This window comes from Baekduia sp. (genome assembly GCF_035318805.1).
Classification (GTDB): Bacteria; Actinomycetota; Thermoleophilia; order Solirubrobacterales; family Solirubrobacteraceae; genus Baekduia.
Map to the genome: position 1 here is coordinate 1 of NZ_DATHDY010000060.1, position 21409 is coordinate 21409.

The following is a 21409-nucleotide window of genomic DNA, read 5'->3' on the forward strand; positions in this document are numbered from 1 at the left end:
GCTGCCGCTGCTGGCGATGTGCGACCGCTGGGACATCGGCGGCCTGTCGACCAACCTGCACCCGCAGACCGGCGGCCCGACGATCTTCATCTACGACGGCCACCCCGGCGGCGTCGGCATCACCCAGCAGGGGTTCACCGGCTTCGAGCGCCTCGTCGGCGACGCCTACCGGCTCATCAGCGAGTGCCGGTGCCAGTCCGGCTGCCCGTCGTGCGTGCAGTCGCCGAAGTGCGGCAACCTCAACGAGCCGCTGGCCAAGGCCGGCGCGGCCGAGATGTTGCAGCGCATGCTGGATCGCTGACCAGGCTGCAGTGCGGGGCGTCGAAGCTGCGCAACGCGGCTTGCGGCGCCCAATCCCGGTCCTGACCTGCCGACGTTCGGGACATGCGCGGGTCCAGGCGCTCCCTTCTTCCGCTGTCCGTCGCGGTCCTCGCGACGGCCGGCGTCGCGCTGCCCGCGTCCGGCGCCGCCTCGGTCGGCGCCGCGTCCGCACCGGCGGGCCCGCGTTCGGGAGGCGCCGAGTTCGGCCAGCCCAACGGGCGCCCGAGCGCCGCGCGCCCCGTCGCCACCGTCTTCCGGATCGGCCCGCACACGCTGACCGAGGGCACCGCGCCGCGGCTCGCGCTGCGCATCGAGCAGTACGGCGTGCGCTCCGTGGCGGCCCGCGTCGCCTTCCGGCCCATCGACGGCGACGGCACGACGCTGAGCATCGACCTCGGCCGCGTGCGCACCGGCCGTCTGCTCCATCCGGCCTGGCCGCGCGCGTCCGTGCTGAAGCCCGGCCGCTACGTCGTCGCCGTCCATGCGCAGGGCCCGGCCGGCGGGACGCTGCTGCGCCGCGCGCACGCCTCCGGCCGCGCGCCGCTGACCGTCCGCGCCAGGAAGGTCGTCCCGCCGCCGGTGGTCGCGCCGCCGGTCCCCCCGGCCGCCCCGGACCCGGGCATCGCCGACGACGGCGTCTTCCCCGTCGCCGGCCCCCACACCTACGGCGGCGAAAGCGCCCGCTTCGGCGCCGGACGCACCGGGCACGTCCACGAGGGCCAGGACGTCGTGGCCGCCGAGGGCGTGCCGGTCGTCGCCCCGCTGGCCGGCACGATCGTGGCGCGCGACTACCAGGCCTCGTCGGCCGGCTTCTACCTCACGCTCGCCGCCGCCGACGGCCGGTCGTTCTTCTTCGCCCACTGCGCCAAGGACACGTTCGCGGTCACGCTCGGCCAGGCCGTGGCGGCCGGCCAGCAGCTCTGCCGCGTCGGCCATACCGGCGACGCGAGCGGTCCCCACCTGCACTTCGAGATCTGGATCGGCGGGTGGCGGACGTCGAAGGACAGCCACCCGGTCGACCCGCTGGCGCAGCTGCAGGCCTGGGATCGTTAGCCGCCAAGGAGTACGCGCGCGTCCCGTTTCGGTCGGAACGTTGCACCGTGCGTGACCTGACAGCTCGTCAAGTACTGTCCCGTCGGCTCACGCGCGGGTCGCTGTCCCGGCAGCCCGCGCCACCTGATCAGGAGAGGAAGGGGACCGGTGCTCGCACGACGCGCCATCCTTGCCGCGGCAGTCACACTTGCCGCGGCCGCACCCACGGCGTCCGCTGACACGACGCTGAACATCATCCCGCACGGCAACGAGGGACCCGGCGTCCCCTGGGCCACCACGCCGGGGTTCCTGCCCGCCGACACGCAGGCCAAGATGTATGACCGGATCACGCCGCTGTTCCGGAACATCACCGACGACGTGCTCAAGCCGAGCGCCGACGGCACCGGCTACTACAAGTCCGCCGCGCTGCTGGCCGAGGACGACCCGTCGTTCGTCACGTCGCAGACCGTCAGCGGCACGTCGCCGACCGCCGGCCCGGTGAGCGCGCGGATCAAGCGCGACCCCTACGGGGTCCCGCACATCTACGCAGACACCGACGCAGGCGCAATCTTCGGCGCCGGCTACGTGGTGGCGATCGACCAGGCGCTCCTGCTCAACCAGGCCCGCTACAACGGCGTCGCCGGCCTGATCGACCTGCCCGGAGTGCCGGCGATCAACCTCGTCCTCGGGTTGTACAACTACAAGCCGTCGGCCAAGGTCGTGACGCAGGCCACCGAGCTGCAGAACAAGAGCATCGAGGCGCAGGGGACGCAGGGCCGGCAGCTGCTCAACGACATGGACACCTACCTCGCGGGCATCAACGCCCGCATGGCGGAGACCCAGCCCACGGCGCCGAAGTTCACCCGCACCGACCTCTACGCGGCCAACGCCATCAAGTCGCAGTTCCTGGGTCAGGGCGGCGGTCAGGAGATCGACAACGCCAACTTCCTCGCGAGCCTGCGCGGCAAGCTCGGCAAGAAGACCGGCGACGCGGCGTTCGAGGACCTGCGGGCCCGCAACGACCCGGAGGCCACGGTCACCACGAGCAAGAGCTATCCGAACCAGACGTCGGTGAGCGTGAGCAACCCGGCCGGCGTGGTGCGCCTGAAGAAGGGGTCGTTCAAGAACTCCTTCGTCGCGCTGCCCGGCGCCAAGGCCGCCACCGCGACCGCCGCGTCGACGGGCAAGCGCCAGCTTGCCAGCAACATCATGGTGGTCTCGGGCCAGCACTCGGCCACCGGCAAGCCGCTGTTCGTCGGCGGCCCGCAGATCGGGTTCAACTACCCCGGCCTGACGCTGGAGATGCAGATCAAGAGCCCGAGCATCGACGTGCGCGGCGCGACCTCGGCCCCGTTCCCGGGGTACATGCTGATCGGCCGTGGCGCCGACTACGCGTGGTCGCTCACCTCGGCGGGCGCCGACATCATCGACACCTACGCCGAGAAGCTCTGCGGCGGGTCGAAGATCAAGTACTCCTACAAGGGCAAGTGCCTGAAGATGGAGAAGGTCGACGCCGGCACGATCGAGAAGGGCGGCAAGACCACCAAGGCCGTGTTCTACCGCACGGTCCACGGACCGGTCGTCGGCTACGCCAAGGACGACAAGACGGGCAAGCAGATCGCCCTGTCGAGCAAGCGTTCCAGCTACGGCCGCGACGCGGTGGACCTGCTGTTCAACCAGCAGATGACGTTCGGCCGCGTGCACAGCGCGAAGGACTTCGTCAACGCGGCCAAGAAGACGCCGCAGACGTTCAACTCGTTCTACGGCAGCGCGACCGAGTCGGCGTTCTACACCTCGGGCGCCATCCCGGTCCGGGCCAAGGGCGTCAACGGCGACCTGCCGGTCGACGGGTCGGGCAAGTACGAGTGGAAGGGCGAGCTCGCCGCCTCCAAGCACCCGCAGGTGATCAACCCGTCCACGGGCTACATCGTCAACTGGAACAACAAGCCGGCGGCGAACTTCCCGGCCGGTGACGACCGCTTCGGCAACGAGGGCGGCATCCAGCGCGTCGACCTGCTCCGCGGCGAGCTGGCGCGCACCCCGAAGGCGACGCTGGCCAACGTGCTCGGCGCCGCCAACGCGGCGGCCACCGAGGACGTCCGCATCGTCGAGCTCTGGCCGACGCTGAAGGCGATGCTCGCCAAGGGCAAGGCGCCCAGCGCGCAGGCGACCCAGGTCGCCGACGTGCTGCAGCAGTGGCACGACGCCGGCGGCTCGCGCGTCGACGCCAACCTCGACGGCAACATCGACAACCCCGGCGCCGTGGTCCTCGACGCCGCCTGGAAGAAGATCACCGACGCGGGGCTGTGCGACCGTCTCGGCAGCGGGCTCTGCCAGCAGCTCGAGGGCCGGATCAGCCGGTTCGACGCGCCTCCGGGCGGCCAGTACAGCGGCTGGCACCAGTACATGGGCAAGGATCTGCGCACCGAGCTCGGGCAGACGGTCAAGGGCAAGTACCACTTGACCTACTGCGGCAACGGCAGCGTCTCGCGCTGCTCGAAGGAGCTGTGGGCGGCGCTGGCCTCGGCCGGTACGTCGATCGCGGCCAAGCAGGGCGCAGATCCGTCGAAATGGACGGAGAAGGCGGCGACGATCACGTTTACGCCGCTGCCCCTGACGACGATGCAGTACACCAACAAGCCCACGGGCATCCATCAGGTGATGGCCTTCGGGCAGTAGCAGCACACGCCCTCGGGGCGGGTGGGCCCGTTCAGCGCGGTGACGCCGCGCCGGACGGGCCCGCCCCGGGGGCACGCCTCAACGTCGAGGCAGGTGGGCCCGTTTACCGCGGTCACGCCGCGCCGGACAGGCCCACCGCCAGCCCCCGGGGCGGGTGGGCCCGTTCAGCGCGGTGACGCCGCGCCGGACAGGCCCACCCCCCGGGCGCGCCTCAGCGCTCGAGCACGAGCGTCGCGTCGATGTCGGTGCTCGCAAGCGTCGACGTCGCGGAGCCGTCGAGGTCGCCGAAGCCGCCGAGGATCAGGCGCGCCAGGCCCGGCAGCCCGAGCCGCTGGACGAGCTGGTCCTGGATCGCGCGCCCTTCGGCGTGGAAGGTCAGCGGGCCGGTGGACGTGACCCGCCGCGTCGGCCGGTCGGCGATGCGCCGGAGGCTCGCGGCGAGGTCGTTGGTCACCACGAGCGTGGTGCCGAGGACCGCGACCTTCAGGAACGTCGTGCCCTTGCGGCGGACTTCGTAGGCGTCGTCGCCGGCCTTGTCGAGGTCGAGGTCGGTGAAGTTCGCCGCGTCGATCGCGAAGTCCGGGATCGACGCGATGCGGTTCAGCGCGGTGCGCAGCGGGCCACCGTCGGTGAGCTCGCCGCGCAGCGCGACGCCGTTGGCCTCCTGGGTGATCGTCGTCGTGCCGGTGAGCTGGTCGAGCAGCGCCTGGTCGACATCGATGCGCCCGAAGGTCTTGAGCGGCCCCTTGATGGAGTCGAGGGTCTTGAGCGCATCGGTCACGCTGCCGAGGAACGGCAGCTGCAACGTGTCGCGCGAGGCGTCGAGGACGCGGATCGTCTGGCTGAGGTTGCGGACGCCGGCGTAGATCTGCGCGGCGCCGGCCGCGGGCGTGGGCGGGGCGGCGCCGGGCGCCAGCGGGAGGTCCTGCGGGCGCAGCGCGGCGGGGTCGGTGGCGAGGTGGAGTCGGACGCGCACGCCCGGGTCCGCGAGGCGGACGGAGACCGCGCCGCCCCGCAGCGCGTCGACCCACGGGACACCCTTGGCGGCCGCGCCGACCAGCGCCCGCGGCTGGGCGGTCGCCAGGATGAGCGCCGGCTGCGGGACGTTGCCGAGACGCTGCTCGAACGTGGCGCGCGTGAGGCCGCCCTGGCGGTCGCGGAGGGCGACGGCCTGCTTGAGGCGGGCGCTGTCGCCGGCGAGGACGATGTCGGCGTCGCGCACGGCGACGACGCCCGCACCGTTCGGGAGACGGTACTGCGCGACGCCGGGAGAGAGGGCCGGAAGCTTCGTGAGGCGACCGTCGTCGACGGCCCGGCGCATGACCGCGGCGACGTCGTCAGTCGAGCGGCCGACGACCGCGGCGATGGCGCCGGCGCGCAGCACCGGCGTGAGATCGAGCGCGAGGCCGGCGGTGGCCGTGCCCGCCAGCTTCGTGACCGCAGCGGCGGGACCGGCGAGAACGATCGGCCCGCCGAGCAGCGAGGGGAGGTCGGCATCGGCGTCGAAGCCGAGGTTCCGGGCGCCGGTGCGCACGGCGTCGGCCCCGAACCGAGCAGCCGGGAAGGTGCGAGCGAGCTCCCGCAGCGCCTCCCCCTGCGGCGAGCCCTTCTGCACCTCCAGCGCCGCGACGAGCTCCGCGGACGCGGGCGCGTAGCCGAGCGCCTCGGCGAGCGGATCGCTGACGGCGGCCCGCTCCTCATCACCCCTGCCCCGCGTGAGCAGGAAGACGCCACCCGCCGCAACGAGGACGATCACGCAGATGGCGAGAACCGCACGTCGCGACACGGCGCCGAGGCTACCTACCGCGCTACCCTTCCGCGCCACGGCGAGTTAGCTCAGTTGGTAGAGCACACGACTGAAAATCGTGGTGTCCCCGGTTCGAGTCCGGGACTCGCCATCGGAGGAAGGCGCTGCAAACAGGCGCCCTTTTCTTCGCCGTCAAGCGCGCAAAATTGGGCGCCTACGCGCCACTGTCGCGCTTCATGGCCTATTCATGGCCTATTGGGACCGTTTCACGGCCCTCGAATCGGCGACTTACGGCTCACAAGCGGGACCGAGACGGCAGGCGATCAATGCCGAGAATCCCTTGCAGTGGCACGTCCACGGCCGGTCCGGGCGAAGCGCCCGCGCGCCCTCGAACCAAGCACACCACGATTCCATGTCGTGTTGCCCGCCGTTCGAGCGGGGCCGTCAAGGTGGCGGCCCTCCAGAAGACTCGGCGGCGCCGCGCGCCCACCACGGGGCTCACGACGTCGCCAGAAAGGATCGAGGGAATGCCCTCCGAGTACCTGGTCGGCACTGCCATGGGCGACGAGCTCGGCGAAAAAATCGGCCTCTCGATGAGGATGTCCCATTTCTGCAGGTCGAGCATGTGCAGCCGCCGGGCCAGTTCGTTGGTGATGCTCACCAATCCCACCGATAGAGGACGAACCTCCCGGCCGCCTCGCCCTCCCGCAGGGATGGCGCCGATGATGATCGGGTCAGGCTGCGCGCGCCCAGCGAGCGCCGCGCCCGCGATGACGACCGCCGCGGCGGCTAGTCCGGCGACGACCACGCCGCCGGCCACCGCAGTCCGCCGCAGTCCCGCGCATGACCCGCCGTGAGCGGTTGCCGAGTTTCTCGCCGAGTTCCACCGCGTGGGCAGGCTCCGGGACCGGCCCGACCAGATCCTGGTTAGCCGACGTCCGCATCGTATGCGATGTTCACGCTCGGACGGACAGCGCGGGCGCTCCTTCTATCCGTGAATCGCCGTAGTCTGCGCGTCGTGCTGCGGCTGATCGACATTTTCGCGGGTTGCGGCGGCATGACCAGCGGTTTCATGGAGGTCCGCGACGGATCCGAGGCGATGTTCGATCCCGTCTACGCCGTCGAGCACGACGCCGATGCTGCGGTCACCTATGCCTCCAACTTCGGCGCGCACGTCGAATGCCGTCCCATCGAGCAGGTGAGGTCTGAGGAGTTCCCGTTGGGGGACGTACTCATCGGCGGACCTCCATGCCAAGGGTTCTCGACCTTGAACCGCAACCGCGACGCCGACGTGCGGCGACGTCTGTGGCGCGAGTACGAGCGAGCGCTCGCGGCCACGGAGGCGGCGTACTTCGTCATGGAGAACGTCCCTCAGCTGCTGACGTCGCCGGAGTACGCCGACTTCAAGAAGCGGGCGATGACCGATGACTGGTTCATTACCGAAGGCGTGCTCAACGCCGCCGACTACGGCGTGCCTCAACGACGTCGACGCGCCATCGTGTTGGGAAGCCGGCTCGGCAAGCTGGCGCTTCCGGTCGCGAGCCATCGTGCCCCGTCGGCTCCTGTTCGGCTCGAACCGGCCGTGCCTTGGCTCACCGTGCGGGACGCGATCGGACACCTGTCGGCCACGCCCGACGGAGCCAGCTGGCATCGCAATCGGAACCCGCGCGAGATCTCCAAGATCCGATACGCCCACGTGCCTCCGGGGGGCAATCGGTTCGACATGCAGCGGTCGCTCGACGACGCAGGTCTGGGGCACCTGGTCCCTCCGTGCTGGCGTAAGAAGACCCACGGCACCACCGACGTTTTCGGGCGCATGCGCTGGGATGAGCCCGCGCCGACGATCCGGACCGAGTTCTACAAGCCCGAGAAGGGCAGGTACCTCCATCCGGAGGCCCATCGTTCGATCACGATCCTCGAGGGCGCCCTGTTGATGGGCTTCTCGTTGGAGCGGTTCACGCTGCCTGAGGATCAGTCGCTCACGAGCGTGGGGCGGCAAATCGGCAATGCCGTCCCACCACCGCTCGCGACACACATCGGCCAGGTCGTCGCGGACGATGCGGTCGCGCACGGGTTGCTCACGTGTGCTGCGGACCGCCACGCCGTGGCTGCTTGAGCCTGTGAGCACAATTCCTGTGCGACGACCGCCCTATTGAGTGGTCGTAAGCGATACAAAGGCGGGGATGGCCATCGCGGTACAGGAGTGGGTCGGACCGGAGGGGCCGGTCGGCAAGCACGTGGAAGAGCTGAACGCCCGCTGCCTGGCGGCCTATGGCGTGAACCCCGCACTGGTGGAGGAGCACGCCAACGCGGAACGGATCCAGGCCGATGGGGGCTATGGGCGTCGGCAGCTGTGGGAGCTCATCCAGAACGGCGCCGACGAGATGATCGAGGCGCCAGGTCGTGTTGAGGTCGTCCTGACCGATGACTGTCTCTACTGCGCCAACCAGGGCAACGCGATCACCCCGGAGGGCGCCGGCGCGATCTTGAGCGCCTACCGCAGCTCTAAGCGCGGCCCCGAGATCGGACGCTTCGGGCTGGGCTTCAAGTCCGTGCTCGGCGTCACGACGACGCCGGAGTTCTTCTCTCGCTCGGGATCTTTCGGGTTCGACGACGCCTTCGCCGCGACCCGCATCAAGGACGTGGTGGGTGACGTCGCCAGGACTCCCGTCCTACGACTGGCGAGGCCGATCGACGTGACCGGGCCTGCCGCCGAGGATCCCGTGCTCGCGGAGCTGACGGCCTGGGCTACGTCTGTGGTCCGGCTTCCGCTCGAGCGGGGCAAGGGGGCGTGGCTCCCGGCAGATCTCGCGAACTTCCCCGCCCAGTTCGTCGTCTTCTCCCCCCACATCTCCGAACTGATCCTCGACGATCGAGCACGAGGCAAGCGCCGTGAGATCAGCCTCGAGTCCGGCGCCGACGGCTTCGAGCATCGACTCGTGGAGGGCGACCAAAGCGATGTCTGGCGTGTGTTCTCGGACGACTTTGCCCCGAGTCCCGAGGCGTCGCGGGACGGCGGGGCGATGGCCGACCGTGAGGTGATCCGGCTCCAATGGGCGGTGCCGCTGCGCGCACGTAGCCGCACCGGCGCCCTGTGGGCTTACTTCCCGACGCTCGAGGAGACGACGCTCTCCGGGGTCGTCAACGCGCCGTGGAAGCTCAACGACGATCGCACCCGGGTGATCGAGGGCACGTTCAACCGCGAGATCCTCGACCATGCCGCCGATCTCGTCCTCCGGCATCTGGAAGAGCTCACGGTCGAGGACGATCCCGGCAACATCCTCGACGTCTTGCCGGCCCGTGGTCGTGAGGATCGCAACTGGGCCGACCGGCACCTCACCGAGCGGCTCAACGCCGATGCCGCGCACCATCCGACGCTGCCTGATCAGGACGGGGTGCTGCAGCCCCCGGCCGGCCTCACACTGCATCCGCCCGGCCTGTCCAAGGACGCCCTGCGCCGGTGGGCGGCGGTGCCGAACCGCCCGGTCGACTGGACCCACGCCAGCATCGACGACACACAGACGCGACGCTCTCGCGCCGAGCGCTTCATCGAGGCGTCTCCCGGAGGTCGTGTCGCCACCGTGCCGCGCTGGTTGGAGGCGCTGATGCCCTCCGTCGAGCCCGGTGGACCACCGCCGCTGCAGGCCTCTGGCTACGCGATCCTCGTAGCCGCCGAAGTGGCTAAGAGCCCCGAGTTCGCGCAGCGGGCACGCGCGGCGGCCGTCGTCGTCGACGAGGACGGCCAGATGGCGACCGCAGTGGACGTCTTGCTGCCCGGAGACCAGCCGGTCACGACGCTCGGGATCCGCCTCGTCCATCCATCGCTCGCGAAGACGGCGAGGACACGGGCGGCGCTCGTCACCCTTGGCGTCGCGCCCGTCGACGCTGAGTTGGAGCTGCGTTCGCTCCTGGGCGGACGCAAGCCGCGGGACATCCACCAGGACTGGGACGGCCTCTGGAAGCTCGCAGGAAGGGTCGTCCCGCACGCCGCGGAGGCGGCGCTTCACGACGCGGGCTTCAACGCCGACAACCTGCGCGTCCGTGTCGTCGGCGGACGCTACCTCCCTTTGGTCACAACACTCTTGCCGGGGTCGATCGCCGGTCCCGGGACGTCGCCCGACGTGGTCGTCGACGTCGAGCATCACCGCTCCGAGCTGCCGTTGCTCCGTCAGCTGGGGGCCGTGGCGGCACCTTCGGCAGGTGGCGCCCGTGCGGCGGAGCCTGCGATGGTGGAGTTCCGGCGCCGCACGGTCGATGCCCACGTCGCCAAGTTGCGGCCCGCCATTCTGGATCCCGACAAGGTCGTCGTCGAGCCGTCGACGGTCGCCGGGCCGCTGTCGCCGCTGGAGGCGTTGGAGGGCGAGGACAAGGCGCGGTTCACCCTCGCGTTGCTCGAGGCGCAGGTCTCCTTCCCGCGAACCGACGTCAGCTATCCCGGCAACCGCTACCCGGCGACGACGGTTCTACATCCGGTGCTGGAAGTCGTCAAGCGACACGGCTCCGCCGAGACCTCGGCGGGGCTGGTGACCGCCGACGCATGGGTCGGCCCGGCCCTGAAGCAATGGGCGGCGGTGCTGCCCGTCGCGGCAATGCCGGCCTTGGCCGCGGAGGCTCTGAAGCTTCCTCAGTCCTTGGAGGAACTGTCGGAGGCGCAGTGGCAGAAGGCCTTCGAGGGCTTGATGAAAACCCGCGACCTGACCCTCGCCAAGCGCTTCTCGCTCGCGGTCGCGCGGGCCGGCGGTCCGCCTCCCGCCACCGTCCTGGCTGAGGTCTCCGGGGCGATCGCGACCGTCCCTCGCGACGAACTACGGGTCACGTCATCGGCCCGGACCGTCGCGGTCCTGCGCCAGACCGACATCCCGCTGCTCGTCCTCGACGAGGAGACGGACGTCGACCTTCTCGTCGGAGTCTGGGCGGTCCGCCGTGGCGACGACGAGGTGGCCAGCGAGGTCGTCGCGGTCGAGACAGGACCGCGCGCGGCACTCGGCGACCTGTTTCCGGCTTTGCGGCTGTTCCTCACAGGGCGGGCACGCGATGTCGAGGTGGCGCGCTGCTCTGAGATCCGCATCGAGTCGTTCGGCGCGGGAGGGAGGGAGTCGGAGGCGACCGCGATCCATTTGGAAGGCCAGATCCTCTATGTCGACGAGCGGTTGGATGACGCGGCGCTGCTGCGGCGCGGCGGGCAGAAGCTGGGACTCGCCCTGGACGCCGCGGCCGTGGATCGCATCATCGAGAACAAGCTCGACGCCGAGATCCGTGATCGTCAGGCACGAGTGCGCGACGCGCCTACGGATGCGGCGAAACTCTCGGTGGTCGTCTCGGAGGATCGTCTTCGCGCCGGCCTCCCGGCCGCGCTGCTCGACGGTGTGCAAGAACTCCGCGGACCGCTGACCCACGAGGACCTGGCGGAGCTGGCGTTCGCCGTCTACGGCGTCGAGACGCTCAAAACGTTCCAGGACGACCTCGACGAGGCCGGGCTCCAACCACCGCGGACCTGGGCGGGATCCCGATCGGCTCTGGAGTTCGTCCGTCGTCTGAAGTTCGGCATGGAGCACGCGGGCTTCCCGCAGAGCCGCCGCGACAGCATGCTCGAGGTCGACGGACCGCCGGAACTCGAGGAGCTCCACGACTATCAGAAGGTTGTGGTGCGGGAGGTCCGCGCGCTGCTGCGTACGGACCCCGCGAGCGCATCCGCCAGAGGAATGGTCTCGTTGCCGACGGGGGCGGGGAAGACGCGTGTGGTGACGCAGGCGCTGGTTCAGGCCCTGGTGGCCGGCGACCTGCAGTCGCCCGTCCTGTGGATCGCCCCACGCGACGAGCTGTGCGAGCAGGCGGTGCAGGCCTTCAGCGAGGTCTGGCGCGACCAAGGTACGAGGGGGCGGCTGACGCTGAGCCGGCTGTGGGCCGCGAACGAGGCCGAGCCGGTCGCAGAAGGCGCGCAGATCGTCATCGCGACCGTGGACAAGCTCACCAGTGGCGTGGTTCGCAGTGAGCGCTACGCCTGGTTGCGTCAGGCGTGCTGCATCGTCATCGATGAAGCACACTTCGCGATCAGTCCTTCCTACACGACCGTGCTGGAGTGGCAGGGCATGGCTCGCGGCAAGGGGCGTGTGCCGCTGATCGGCATGACGGCCACGCCATATCGTGGGATGAGCGAGACCGAGACGCTCAGGCTCGCGAGTCGCTTCGGCAGCCGCCGTCTGGACGATGCGGCGTTCGGAGACGAGGATCCGTACGCCGCCCTGCAACGCAAGGGAGTGCTGTCACGAGTCGAGCACAAGGTGCTTGCGGGAGCCGACATCACCTTGTCCGCCAAGGAGTTCGAGGAGCTGGAGCGGACGCGGCTGCTTCCCTCGTCGGCCGGCGACCGGCTGGCCGCCGACCTCGACCGCAACCGCATGTTGTTGGAGTCGATCAGCGCACATCCGGAGGACTGGACCTCGCTCGTCTTCTGCGCGTCTTTGGAACACGCCAGCGTCATGGCCGGCTTGCTGACCGCGCAGGGGATCCGGGCCGCGAGCGTGTCGGGGACGACCCCTCCGGCGGCTCGCAGGCACTACGTCAGCGAGTTCCGCGAGGGGCGGCTCCGAGTCCTGACGAACTACGCGGTGTTTCAGGAGGGGTTTGACGCACCGAAGGTTCGCGCCGTGTACGTGGCACGGCCGACCTACTCGCCGAACGTCTACCAGCAGATGATCGGGAGAGGGCTGCGCGGACCGCACAACGGAGGCTCCGAGGAATGCCTGATCGTCAATGTCGCGGACAACATCGTGAACTACGGTGAGGCACTGGCGTTCCGGCGTTTCGAGCACTTGTGGGACGGTCCTGAGGCGTGACGGGCGCCGGCGACGCGCCGAGCCGAGCACAACAGGAGGTCATCGAGCTTCCTGCGACGGCGCGGACGTTCGTGAGCGCAGGGCCGGGCACCGGCAAGACCTGGACGTTGTTGCGGCGTGCCGTCCGGCTGGTCGACGGTGAGCAGCTTGCACCGTCTGACCTGCTCATGCTGAGCTTCACGCGTTCGGTCGTGCACGAGCTGGGCCGCCGCGATCGTCGTGACCACATCCGCCGGTCCGCCTTTCCGGAGACGTTCGACTCGTTCGCGTCGCGCCTCCTACGTGAGAATGCCCCGGACGACCGGTGGACGCGCTACGGCTTCGACAGGCGCATCGTGGCGGCGATCGAGCTGTTGGCTTCCGGCGCGGCGGCTCCCACGCTCGAACCGATCGTCCACGTCTTCGTGGACGAGGTGCAGGATCTGGTCGGTGCTCGCGCCATGTTCGTCGCATCCCTGCTCCAGGCGTGCGGATGCGGGTTCACGACGTTCGGCGATCCCGCCCAGGCGATCTACGACCACGAGATCGGCGCGGGCGGTGGGCCGTCGCTCATCGTCCGTCTGAACGACCTCGCCGATCGTCGGCAGGAGCTTGAAGGCAACCGGCGGTCCGACGATGGCCTCGCCAGGACATTGCGGGAAGTTCGCGGTGCCCTCATGTGTGGTGAGGACATCTCGGCGGTGCCGGCATCCGACGCCTTCGCCCGGATGGACACGCTGGGTCCGTGGGAGGACCTGTCGGCGATGGTGCCGCTGCTGCCCGGCGATCGTGCGATTCTGTGCCGTGACAACGCCACCGCTCTGCTGATGTCCCGGGCTCTCCACGAGAACGGTGTCGTGCATCGCGTCCGCCGGGGTGCGGCCGATCGCGCCGTGGCGGGCTGGGTGGCACCCGTGCTGGCCGGCGCATCGACGTCGACCCGTGACAGGGTCGACGAACGGCTCGCGGAGCTCGAGGCAGTCGGGTTCCCGGGGCTGCCCCAGCCCGACGACGCGTGGGCACTTCTATGCAGGCTCGACCCGGGCGGGCGCGGAATGACGGTCCGGACGCATGAGGCGGCCGGGCGCATCGGCGCCGGAGCAGATCTGCCGCCCGAGCTGATCGACGAGCCGGACCATTCGCTCGTCGTGTCGTCGATCCATCGCGCGAAGGGGCTGGAGTTCGACCGCTGCGTCGTCGTCGAATGGCCGCACCGCAAGGACGAGAACGTCGAGCAGGCCCGACTCGAGGAACGAGTGCTGTTCGTCGCCATGAGCCGAGCCCGCGAGGTGGTCGTACATGGTGGTGCTCGCCAGGGCGGCGACCGTTGGATCCGCTCACGAGATGCGAAGGGGCGACTCATCAAGCCTGGAGGACAGGCCTGGCAGACCTTCGGCATGGAGATCCAGGGAGACGACGTCCACGCGGTGGAACCGGCGGGGGCGGTCGTCGTCGACGAAGATGCCATGGAGATCCAGCGTCGTCTGGAGGAGCGAGTGCGGCCGGGCGACGCGGTCGTGCTCCTCTTGCGCGGGACGTTCGAGTACAGACGTCGGCCGCTGCCCGTCTACGCCTTGATGCACGACGCCGGACTCGTCGGCATCACCGGCGAGCAGTTCGGCGACGCGATCCGGGCACGGGCGCCACGCCGCGTGCCTGCCCGGATCGTCAACGTGAGGGTCGACGACCTGGAGACCGTCAAGGGCTCGGTCGAGACCGGCGAGGCGGCGGGATTGGGACGTTCGGGCCTCTGGCTGCGACCGAGGCTCGTGGGACTGGGAGACTTCGACTGGGAGGCCGTATGAAGCACGCAGCGCAATACAACGTCCGCGACCAGCTTGTCGCTGCGGTCCGACGCGATCTCGTGGGACCGCGCTCCGATGACGAGGTACTGACCGACACGCCGTTCACCAGCTACGTCAGCGGGGTGCTCTACCCCGCGACGCAGACCGGGGCTGCCTTCTCGGTGGCCCCGGAGGACGAGGTCGACGAGGACGACGACGGGGGCGAGGCGACCTACGCAGATCCGCCGGTGGCCTTGGCCAACATCCGCTATCCGTCGTCGCTGGGCGTCACGTTCGCCGTCGACACGTCCGTCGCCGACGAGATCAGGGTCGTCGTAGACACTGCCCGCTACGAGCCGATCCCCGCCGAGCGGGATCCTCACTGGCGGCGGATCCCGCTGCGCTTCGAAGCGCTACTGCCGATCCGCGGCGTCTCGCCCGGTGGGGAGATCGTGCTCGAGCCGGACCTGACCCTCTTCCACCGGGTCCGCGAGGTCGATGAGGACGGCTCAGCCGCCGTGACCGTCATGGTGGTCAATCGTCGCAAGGCGCCACAGTTCGAGCGGGATGCGGACTGCTACTTCCAGACACGGGTGTCCGTCGAGACGCCGGCCGGTGCAGCGTTCTGCGAGCGCCGCGGCGGCGGGGCGACCGTCGGCGACGAGGATTTGCGCAGCTATGCCCTCATCTACCGCGACGTTCGCGGTTTCGCGGTGGGGCACGGAACCGCGGTTGAGTGGGACTCCGCCGGAGACGATCGGGCCTCGGCGATCCGCACGGTCTCGGTCCCGATCCACGAGCTCCGTCTGACCGACAGCAACCCGGAGATCACGACGGACGGTCTCGCCATGAGGTCGTTGGCGCGGGACGACCGGCAAGACGTGACCACGGCACTGCGTCGGCTGACCGACGACTACGAGGCGTGGATCGGTGATCGTGAAAGCGAAGTCACCGCGCTCGACGAGGATCTCCGAAGGACGGCCGGGAGCCATCTCGAGGACTGTCGCCGAGCTCTTGCTCGGATGCGGTCGGGCGTGGATCGCCTTGCCACGGAAGACGACGTCTGGACGGCCTTCCGGTTGGCGAACGAGGCGATGTTCCTCCAGCGGGCTCGCGGGAGGTGGATGGCGGCCGATCGCCCTGAGGGCGGCCCGGATGAGGACGATCCGGACGGTGAACACCGTTGGCGTCCCTTCCAGATCGCCTACATCCTGCTCAACCTCGACGGCATCGCAGACCCGCGGCACGCCGACCGTGAACTCCTCGATCTCCTGTGGTTTCCGACGGGCGGCGGCAAGACCGAGGCGTACCTCGGGCTGATCGCGTTCACCGTCATGTTGAGACGGCTACGGCGCGGCGACGGTGGCCGGGGCGTCACCGTGATCATGAGATATACACTGAGATTGTTGACCATTCAGCAATTTGAGCGGGCGGCGGCGCTCATGACCGCCCTCGAGGTCGTGCGACGTCGGACCCCCGGGCTCGGCGACGAGCCCGTCTCCATCGGCTTGTGGGTCGGCAAGGACGGCACGCCTTCGACGTTGAAGGATGCGCGCGCCGTGCTCGACAAGCTGCGGACCAACGTCGACGTCGAGCAGGGCAGCCCGGTGCAGATCCGGGTGTGCCCATGGTGTGGTCAGAAGCTCGACCATCGGGCCTACTGGATCGCGAAGGTCAACCCGCGGCTCGTGATCAGCTGCCGGAACAAGGCGTGCGAGTTCGCGAACGGCTTGCCGATCTACGTCGTCGATGAGGATCTGTACCGCAAGCAACCCTCGTTGGTGATCGCGACAGCCGACAAGTTCGCCACATTGCCGTGGGTCAGGCAGGCCCACGCGCTATTTGGCATCGACGACGACGTCCCGCCGCCCGAGCTGATCGTCCAGGACGAGCTCCATCTGATCTCTGGCCCTCTGGGGACGCTCGCCGGGCTGTATGAGGCCGCGATCGACCTGCTCTGCACGCAGGATGGCGTCCGGCCCAAGATCATCGCGTCGACCGCGACGATCCGTCGGGCGGACCGCCAGTCGCGGGCGCTCTTCGACCGCGCGATGAAGCAGTTCCCGCCGCCGGGACTCAACGCAGGCGATTCGTTCTTCGCGACGACCGCGGACCCGGAGAAGAAGCCCTCCCGCCTATATGTCGGTGCGATGGCGCCCGGTACCAGCCAGAGCACCTTGATGATCCGGGTCTACGCGGCGGTCATGCAGGAGGCCAAGGACGTGCCGGCGGAGGCGCCGGACCGGGATCCGTATTGGACGCTCGTGGGCTACTTCAACAGTCTTCGCGTGCTCGGTGGCGCCCGTATCCAGATCACCGACGACGTCCGCGAGCGGATCGGCATGCTGGCACGGGAGGGGGTGCCGCGTGAGTTGTCGCGCGAAATCGAGCTGACGAGCCGTGAGCCTTCGTCCGCGATCCCGGGCCACCTCGCTGCGCTGACGCGCGGGCTCCCGGACGAGGACACCCTCGACTACGTGTTGGCCACGAACATGATCTCGGTCGGCGTCGATGTCGACCGGCTGGGCCTGATGGCGGTGATGGGCCAGCCGCAGACGACGGCCGAGTACATCCAGGCGACGAGTCGCGTCGGACGGGCACACCCCGGGTTGGTGCTCACGCTCTACAACGCGGGACGTTCCCGGGATCGTTCCCACTACGAGAGCTTTGCCACGTACCACTCCGAGCTCTATCGCCAGGTCGAGTCGACGAGCGTCACGCCATTCAGCCCGCGGGCCCGGGACCGCGCCCTTCACGCCACGCTCATCGCGCTCGCGCGCACCGCGGTGCCCGCGCTTCGAGAGAACGCAGCGGCCGCCGACGTCGAGGACCACCTTCCCGTCCTCAGGTCGTTCGCGGCGCGTATGTCCGAACGGGCCGAACGCGTCGAGCCGGGGAGCGGCGAAGCGGTTCTCCGCGAGCTCGAGGCCGTGATCGGGCGTTGGGTCGCCCGAAGCCGCGAGGCGCCTCGGCTCGTATACGCGCACCCGTACGACAGGATCAATGCATTGCTGGCGTCCGCCGATGAGGCGGAGGGCGAAGGCATGCCTACGCCGAGCTCTCTGCGCGACGTCGATCGTGAGAGCCATCTCTACCTGGTGAGGATCTGATGCCCCCCAAGCTCAAGGGCAGCATCCGACGCAGCCAGCTGGTCACCACATACGGCGTCGGGGCCATCGTCCCGGTGGGTGACGAGGCGCTCATGGTCGCCGCGCCCGAGCGCTGGGACGTAAGCCATCCGGACTTGCATGAGCCGCGCCTGGAGCGCGAGCTGCGCGTCACGGGGTTCGTGCAGCCGCCGTCCAGCGACGACCGGCCGGATGTCCCTGTCGTGCGGTTCCCCACGTGGCAATCCTGCCCGAATTGCCAGCGCCTGGCCCGACATCGCGAGTTCACCCATTTTGACCTGAACACCTGTCCTGACTGCACGTACACCCTCGTGCCGTCGCGGTTCGTCATCGCGTGCGAAAGAGGGCACATCGACGACTTTCCCTACGACCGCTGGGTCCATGAGGGACCGCGCCCGGACGGTGGGCACCGACTGGAGATCAGCTCGACCGGCGCGACCGCCTCGTTGCGCGGCATCGTCATCTCATGCAGCTGCGGCGCCAGTCGGACGATGGAGCACGCGTTCGATCGGATGGCCCTGGCGAACGTGTCCACCTGCCAGGGACGTCGTCCATGGAAGACGTTCGACGGCGAGCCTTGCGACCGAATGCCGAGGACGCTGCAACGAGGCGCGTCCTCCGTCTGGTTCGCGCACACCCGTTCGGCTCTGTCGATCCCGCCGTGGTCGGAATCGGCGTCACGCGCACTCGACGGGCATTGGCCGACGCTCCGCTACGTCCCGGTCGAGGCCGTCGGGACGATCGTCGAACAGATGGGCCTCCCAGCGAAGACCGGCTTCACGAAGGAGGAGCTGCTGGCGATCTTCGCCGCCCGCAAGCAGGAAGAACAGGGGGAGGCCACGGGCGAGGTGAGCCTCCGCCGCGAAGAGTACGAGGCGCTTTCGCGTGGTCGCGTCGAGACGACGAAGGATGTGGACTTCGCGACGCGGCCCGGTACGGTGCCGACGACGCTCACCCCGTGGATCGAGCAGCTGCAGATCGTGACGCGTCTACGCGAGGTTCGCGCCCTGGCGGGCTTCTCGCGCATCAAGCCGCCGCAGCCGGGCCCTGGCGGCAACGTCGTGTCGCTCGCCGATGAGACGCTGGGTTGGCTTCCCGCCATGGAGGTGAAGGGCGAGGGCCTGTTCCTCAGGCTCTCGGAGGCGCGTCTTTCGACCTGGGCCACAAGCGAGCGAGTCCAGGCGAGGGCAGTACGCATCGCAGACGAGGCGCGCAGGCGCCACGATGAGTGGGGGACCACGCTCCAGCGGGATGTCTCCCCGTCCTTCCTCCTGCTACACGTCCTCGCGCACGCGCTGATCAACCAGCTGTCGCTGGACGTCGGCTACCCGGCGGGATCCTTGCGAGAACGGCTCTACGTCGAGGACGGGGCGCGTGGAGTGCTCGTCTACACCGCGACCAGCGACTCCGCCGGCAGCCTCGGCGGACTCATCTCGCAGGGCAATCCCGACCGCTTCGAGGGGCTCGTCCGTGACGGGGTGGAACGCTTCGCATGGTGCTCGGCGGATCCGGTGTGCATCGAGAGCGACGTCCGCGGGTCGGACGCGCTCAACCTGGCGGCCTGCCACAGCTGCGCCTTGCTGCCCGAGACGAGCTGCGACGAGATGAACCGATATCTGGATCGGGCGCTGCTGGTCGGGACGCCGTCCGAGCCTGAGATCGGGTTCTTCCACGGGATCTGACGACATGGCGCGCATGATCCCGCCGGTCTGGGATGACCGGAACGACAGCCGGGCCGAAGGCATCGTCTACCGCAAGCTCCGGGACGAGACGCCCGACGACTGGCTCGTCGTGCATTCGGTCGGGCTGGCCTCGCATCGCGACAAGCCGTGGGCCGAGATCGATTTCGTCGTCATCGGACCGTTCGGAGTGCTCTGTCTCGAGGTCAAGGGCGGGACGATCACCGTCGTCGAGGGGGCATGGGCGACGAACGGGAAGCCTCTGAAGGAGAGTCCGTTCCGGCAGGCGGGCACCGCGGCGGCAGCGCTGCACCACGCGTTGGCCGATCGCGTCCCTGCGCTCCGTCGCGCCATCGTGGGCCACGGGATCATGTTCCCGCAGGTGCGCTTCAAGGCTGCCGGGTCGGAGATCGACGAGCATCTGATCTACGACGATCGGGACCTCGCGATACCGGTCGACCGGTATCTCAGCCGTGTCGCGGACCATTGGGCCAAGTTCCATGGCAGGACAGGCGACCGTGGACGGCCGCTGTCGCGCTCCGAGCGGAGTGCGGTGCTGTCGTATGTCGCACCGTCGTTCCAGCTGGTGCCGACCTTGCGCGCGCGGCTCAATTCGGTGGAGGCGGAGCTCATCGAACTGACGGACAACCAGGCCAAGATCCTGCGCGGGATGTGGGAGCAGCACCGTGCCCTGATCCGGGGTGGCGCCGGAACCGGGAAGACGCTGCTCGCCGTGGAGGAGGCGAACCGGTTCGCCGCGAGCGGGATGAGGGTGCTGCTGCTTTGCCGGTCCGCCCCTCTCGCACGTCATTTGGCGGAACGCATGGAGGAGGCGGAGGTCGACGTCCGGTGCTACCGCGAACTGCTCGACGTGCTCGTCGACGATGCCGGCCGGCGGGGCAACATCCCCGACGCCGACGACCAGGACATCTTCGACATCTTCCTGCCGGAGGAGGCTTGCGCCGCGTTGCTGGACGGCGAGAAGCCAGACGCCTATGACGTGTTGGTCATGGACGAGGCACAGGATCTCCTCACCGAAAGCGCGCTCGACGTGCTTGAGCTCCTGCTGCGAGGCGGGCTGGAGCATGGTACTTGGCGGGTGTTCCTCGACCACAAGCAGAACATCTTCTCCGCGGTCGATCGCGCGCAGCTCGATCGACTGTCGGCGCACGCAACGACGCAATATCAGCTGTTCGAGAATTGTCGGAACACGCCGCAGATCAACACGACCACCTGCATGCTCGCCGCGGTCGCCCCGGACGAGGCCCCGGCGAACGCAGGGCCTGACGTCGAGACCCGCTTCGTGTTGGAGCGGCGCGAGCACGCCGATGCCGCGGCAACGCTCCTCGAGCGGTGGTGCCGGGAGGGTGTCGATCCGGCACAGGTGGTCGTGATCGCCACCGACGAGGGCATGGTTGATCGGCTGATCCGCAATTGGCCGGGAGACGCCCTCTCGGTCGGACGGCTGGACGAGGCAGGCACGAACGTGCGGGTGACCACGGCGGCGGAATTTAAGGGCCTGGAGGCCGTGGCCGTCGTCGTGGTAGGGCTCGGTGAGCTGACCGAGGTCGAGACGCTCCGGCAGGTCTACGTCGCCTGCTCCCGACCGCGAGCACTGCTCGGCGTCGTGCTCGACGAGGCCGCCCGAGGGGACTTCGAGACGCGAGCGGTCGAGTTCGCCCGGCGCCAGGCGGCTCCCGACGGTCAGGATGAAGGGCGTGAGCGGCTCCGGACGGACGCCCGCGACGCGGGCGTCTGATCACCGCCCGTCTGTCGCGTCCGAACCTCGCGTTCGATGTGGTCTGCCGCGGCGGTGACGTCCTCGTGCTCCCAGACGCGGATGACTGTCCAGCCGGCGGCATCGAGGAGGGCGTCGGTGCGGCGGTCGCGTTCGACGTTGCGTTCGAGCTTGTCGAGCCACCAGTCGCGATTGGAGGCGGGGATCGTGCCGTGCGCGGGGCAACGGTGCCAGAAGCAGCCGTCGACGAAGACTGCGACCTTCGCCGGGCCGAAGACGATGTCGGGTCGGGAGCGGACGTGGCGAACCGGGGCTCGGTTCACGCGATAGCGCAGGCCGCGTGTGTGCAGCGCGCGCCGGAGGGCGAGCTCGGGATCGGTCCCGGTCGTCCGCTGACGTTGCATCCGGGCGCTGACGGCGGTGCTTGAGGGCACGACGGCCACGGTGGTCATAGTGACAGCCGCCGTCCGCTCGGCCGCGCGGGTC

At 69.4% G+C, this 21409-nt stretch carries 12 protein-coding genes and 1 tRNA gene; 10 read left to right on the top strand and 3 right to left on the bottom strand.

Annotated features, from left to right (window positions below):
• From VK501_RS13695 to VK501_RS13705, 3 genes are all read left to right on the top strand, one after another.
• The coding region (locus tag VK501_RS13695) for a Zn-binding domain-containing protein (protein ID WP_324338170.1) at positions 1–301 on the top strand (301 nt) is incomplete at its 5' end.
• Between the two features lie 83 nt (positions 302–384).
• The gene (locus tag VK501_RS13700; RefSeq protein ID WP_324338172.1) at positions 385–1374 is read left to right on the top strand and encodes a M23 family metallopeptidase; all 990 of its coding nucleotides are present in this window, start codon (positions 385–387) and stop codon (positions 1372–1374) included.
• Between the two features lie 147 nt (positions 1375–1521).
• Entirely contained in the window at positions 1522–4032 is a 2511-nt protein-coding gene (locus VK501_RS13705) for a penicillin acylase family protein (RefSeq protein ID WP_324338174.1), read from the top strand.
• A 211-nt stretch (positions 4033–4243) separates the two neighbouring features.
• Here VK501_RS13705 and VK501_RS13710 read toward each other — a convergent pair whose 3' ends face one another.
• Entirely contained in the window at positions 4244–5818 is a 1575-nt protein-coding gene (locus VK501_RS13710; protein ID WP_324338176.1) for a hypothetical protein, read from the bottom strand.
• A gap of 39 nt (positions 5819–5857) precedes the next feature.
• On the opposite strand from VK501_RS13710, the gene VK501_RS13715 reads away from it, so the two are divergent.
• Positions 5858–5930 (top strand) — tRNA-Phe (locus VK501_RS13715).
• Between the two features lie 144 nt (positions 5931–6074).
• Here VK501_RS13715 and VK501_RS13720 read toward each other — a convergent pair.
• Positions 6075–6599: a hypothetical protein gene (locus VK501_RS13720; RefSeq protein ID WP_324338178.1), complete on the bottom strand. Its 525-nt coding sequence runs from the start codon at positions 6597–6599 to the stop codon at positions 6075–6077.
• A 198-nt stretch (positions 6600–6797) separates the two neighbouring features.
• On the opposite strand from VK501_RS13720, the gene VK501_RS13725 reads away from it, so the two are divergent.
• From VK501_RS13725 to VK501_RS13750, 6 genes are all read left to right on the top strand, one after another.
• Complete coding sequence (locus VK501_RS13725; protein ID WP_324338180.1) at positions 6798–7895, top strand: DNA cytosine methyltransferase; 1098 nt, start codon at positions 6798–6800, stop codon at positions 7893–7895.
• A 67-nt stretch (positions 7896–7962) separates the two neighbouring features.
• Positions 7963–12615, top strand: coding sequence for a DEAD/DEAH box helicase family protein (locus VK501_RS13730; protein WP_324338182.1), 4653 nt, complete (start codon positions 7963–7965; stop codon positions 12613–12615).
• Positions 12612–14399, top strand: coding sequence for a UvrD-helicase domain-containing protein (locus VK501_RS13735; RefSeq protein ID WP_324338184.1), 1788 nt, complete (start codon positions 12612–12614; stop codon positions 14397–14399). Before VK501_RS13730 ends, VK501_RS13735 begins: the two co-directional genes overlap by 4 nt.
• Positions 14396–17488, top strand: coding sequence for a helicase-related protein (locus tag VK501_RS13740; protein WP_324338186.1), 3093 nt, complete (start codon positions 14396–14398; stop codon positions 17486–17488). The genes VK501_RS13735 and VK501_RS13740 overlap by 4 nt, the downstream gene beginning before the upstream one ends.
• Entirely contained in the window at positions 17488–19188 is a 1701-nt protein-coding gene (locus VK501_RS13745) for a DUF1998 domain-containing protein (protein ID WP_324338188.1), read from the top strand. Before VK501_RS13740 ends, VK501_RS13745 begins: the two co-directional genes overlap by 1 nt.
• 4 nt (positions 19189–19192) lie before the next feature.
• Positions 19193–20944, top strand: a complete 1752-nt coding sequence (locus tag VK501_RS13750) for an NERD domain-containing protein (protein WP_324338190.1) — start codon at positions 19193–19195, stop codon at positions 20942–20944.
• Here VK501_RS13750 and VK501_RS13755 read toward each other — a convergent pair.
• On the bottom strand, positions 20890–21375 hold the full coding sequence (locus VK501_RS13755; protein WP_349261013.1) for a very short patch repair endonuclease: 486 nt from the start codon (positions 21373–21375) through the stop codon (positions 20890–20892). The genes VK501_RS13750 and VK501_RS13755 overlap by 55 nt on opposite strands.
• Between the last annotated feature and the right edge of the window lie 34 nt (positions 21376–21409).

Bases quoted from the DNA above. Each gene is read 5' to 3' on its own strand.
- VK501_RS13700 (WP_324338172.1), top strand. From the start codon at position 385: ATGCGCGGGTCCAGGCGCTCCCTTCTTCCGCTGTCCGTCGCGGTCCTC.
- VK501_RS13730 (WP_324338182.1), top strand. From the start codon at position 7,963: ATGGCCATCGCGGTACAGGAGTGGGTCGGACCGGAGGGGCCGGTCGGC.
- VK501_RS13740 (WP_324338186.1), top strand. From the start codon at position 14,396: ATGAAGCACGCAGCGCAATACAACGTCCGCGACCAGCTTGTCGCTGCG.
- VK501_RS13745 (WP_324338188.1), top strand. From the start codon at position 17,488: ATGCCCCCCAAGCTCAAGGGCAGCATCCGACGCAGCCAGCTGGTCACC.
- VK501_RS13750 (WP_324338190.1), top strand. From the start codon at position 19,193: ATGGCGCGCATGATCCCGCCGGTCTGGGATGACCGGAACGACAGCCGG.
- VK501_RS13755 (WP_349261013.1), bottom strand. From the start codon at position 21,375: ATGACCACCGTGGCCGTCGTGCCCTCAAGCACCGCCGTCAGCGCCCGG.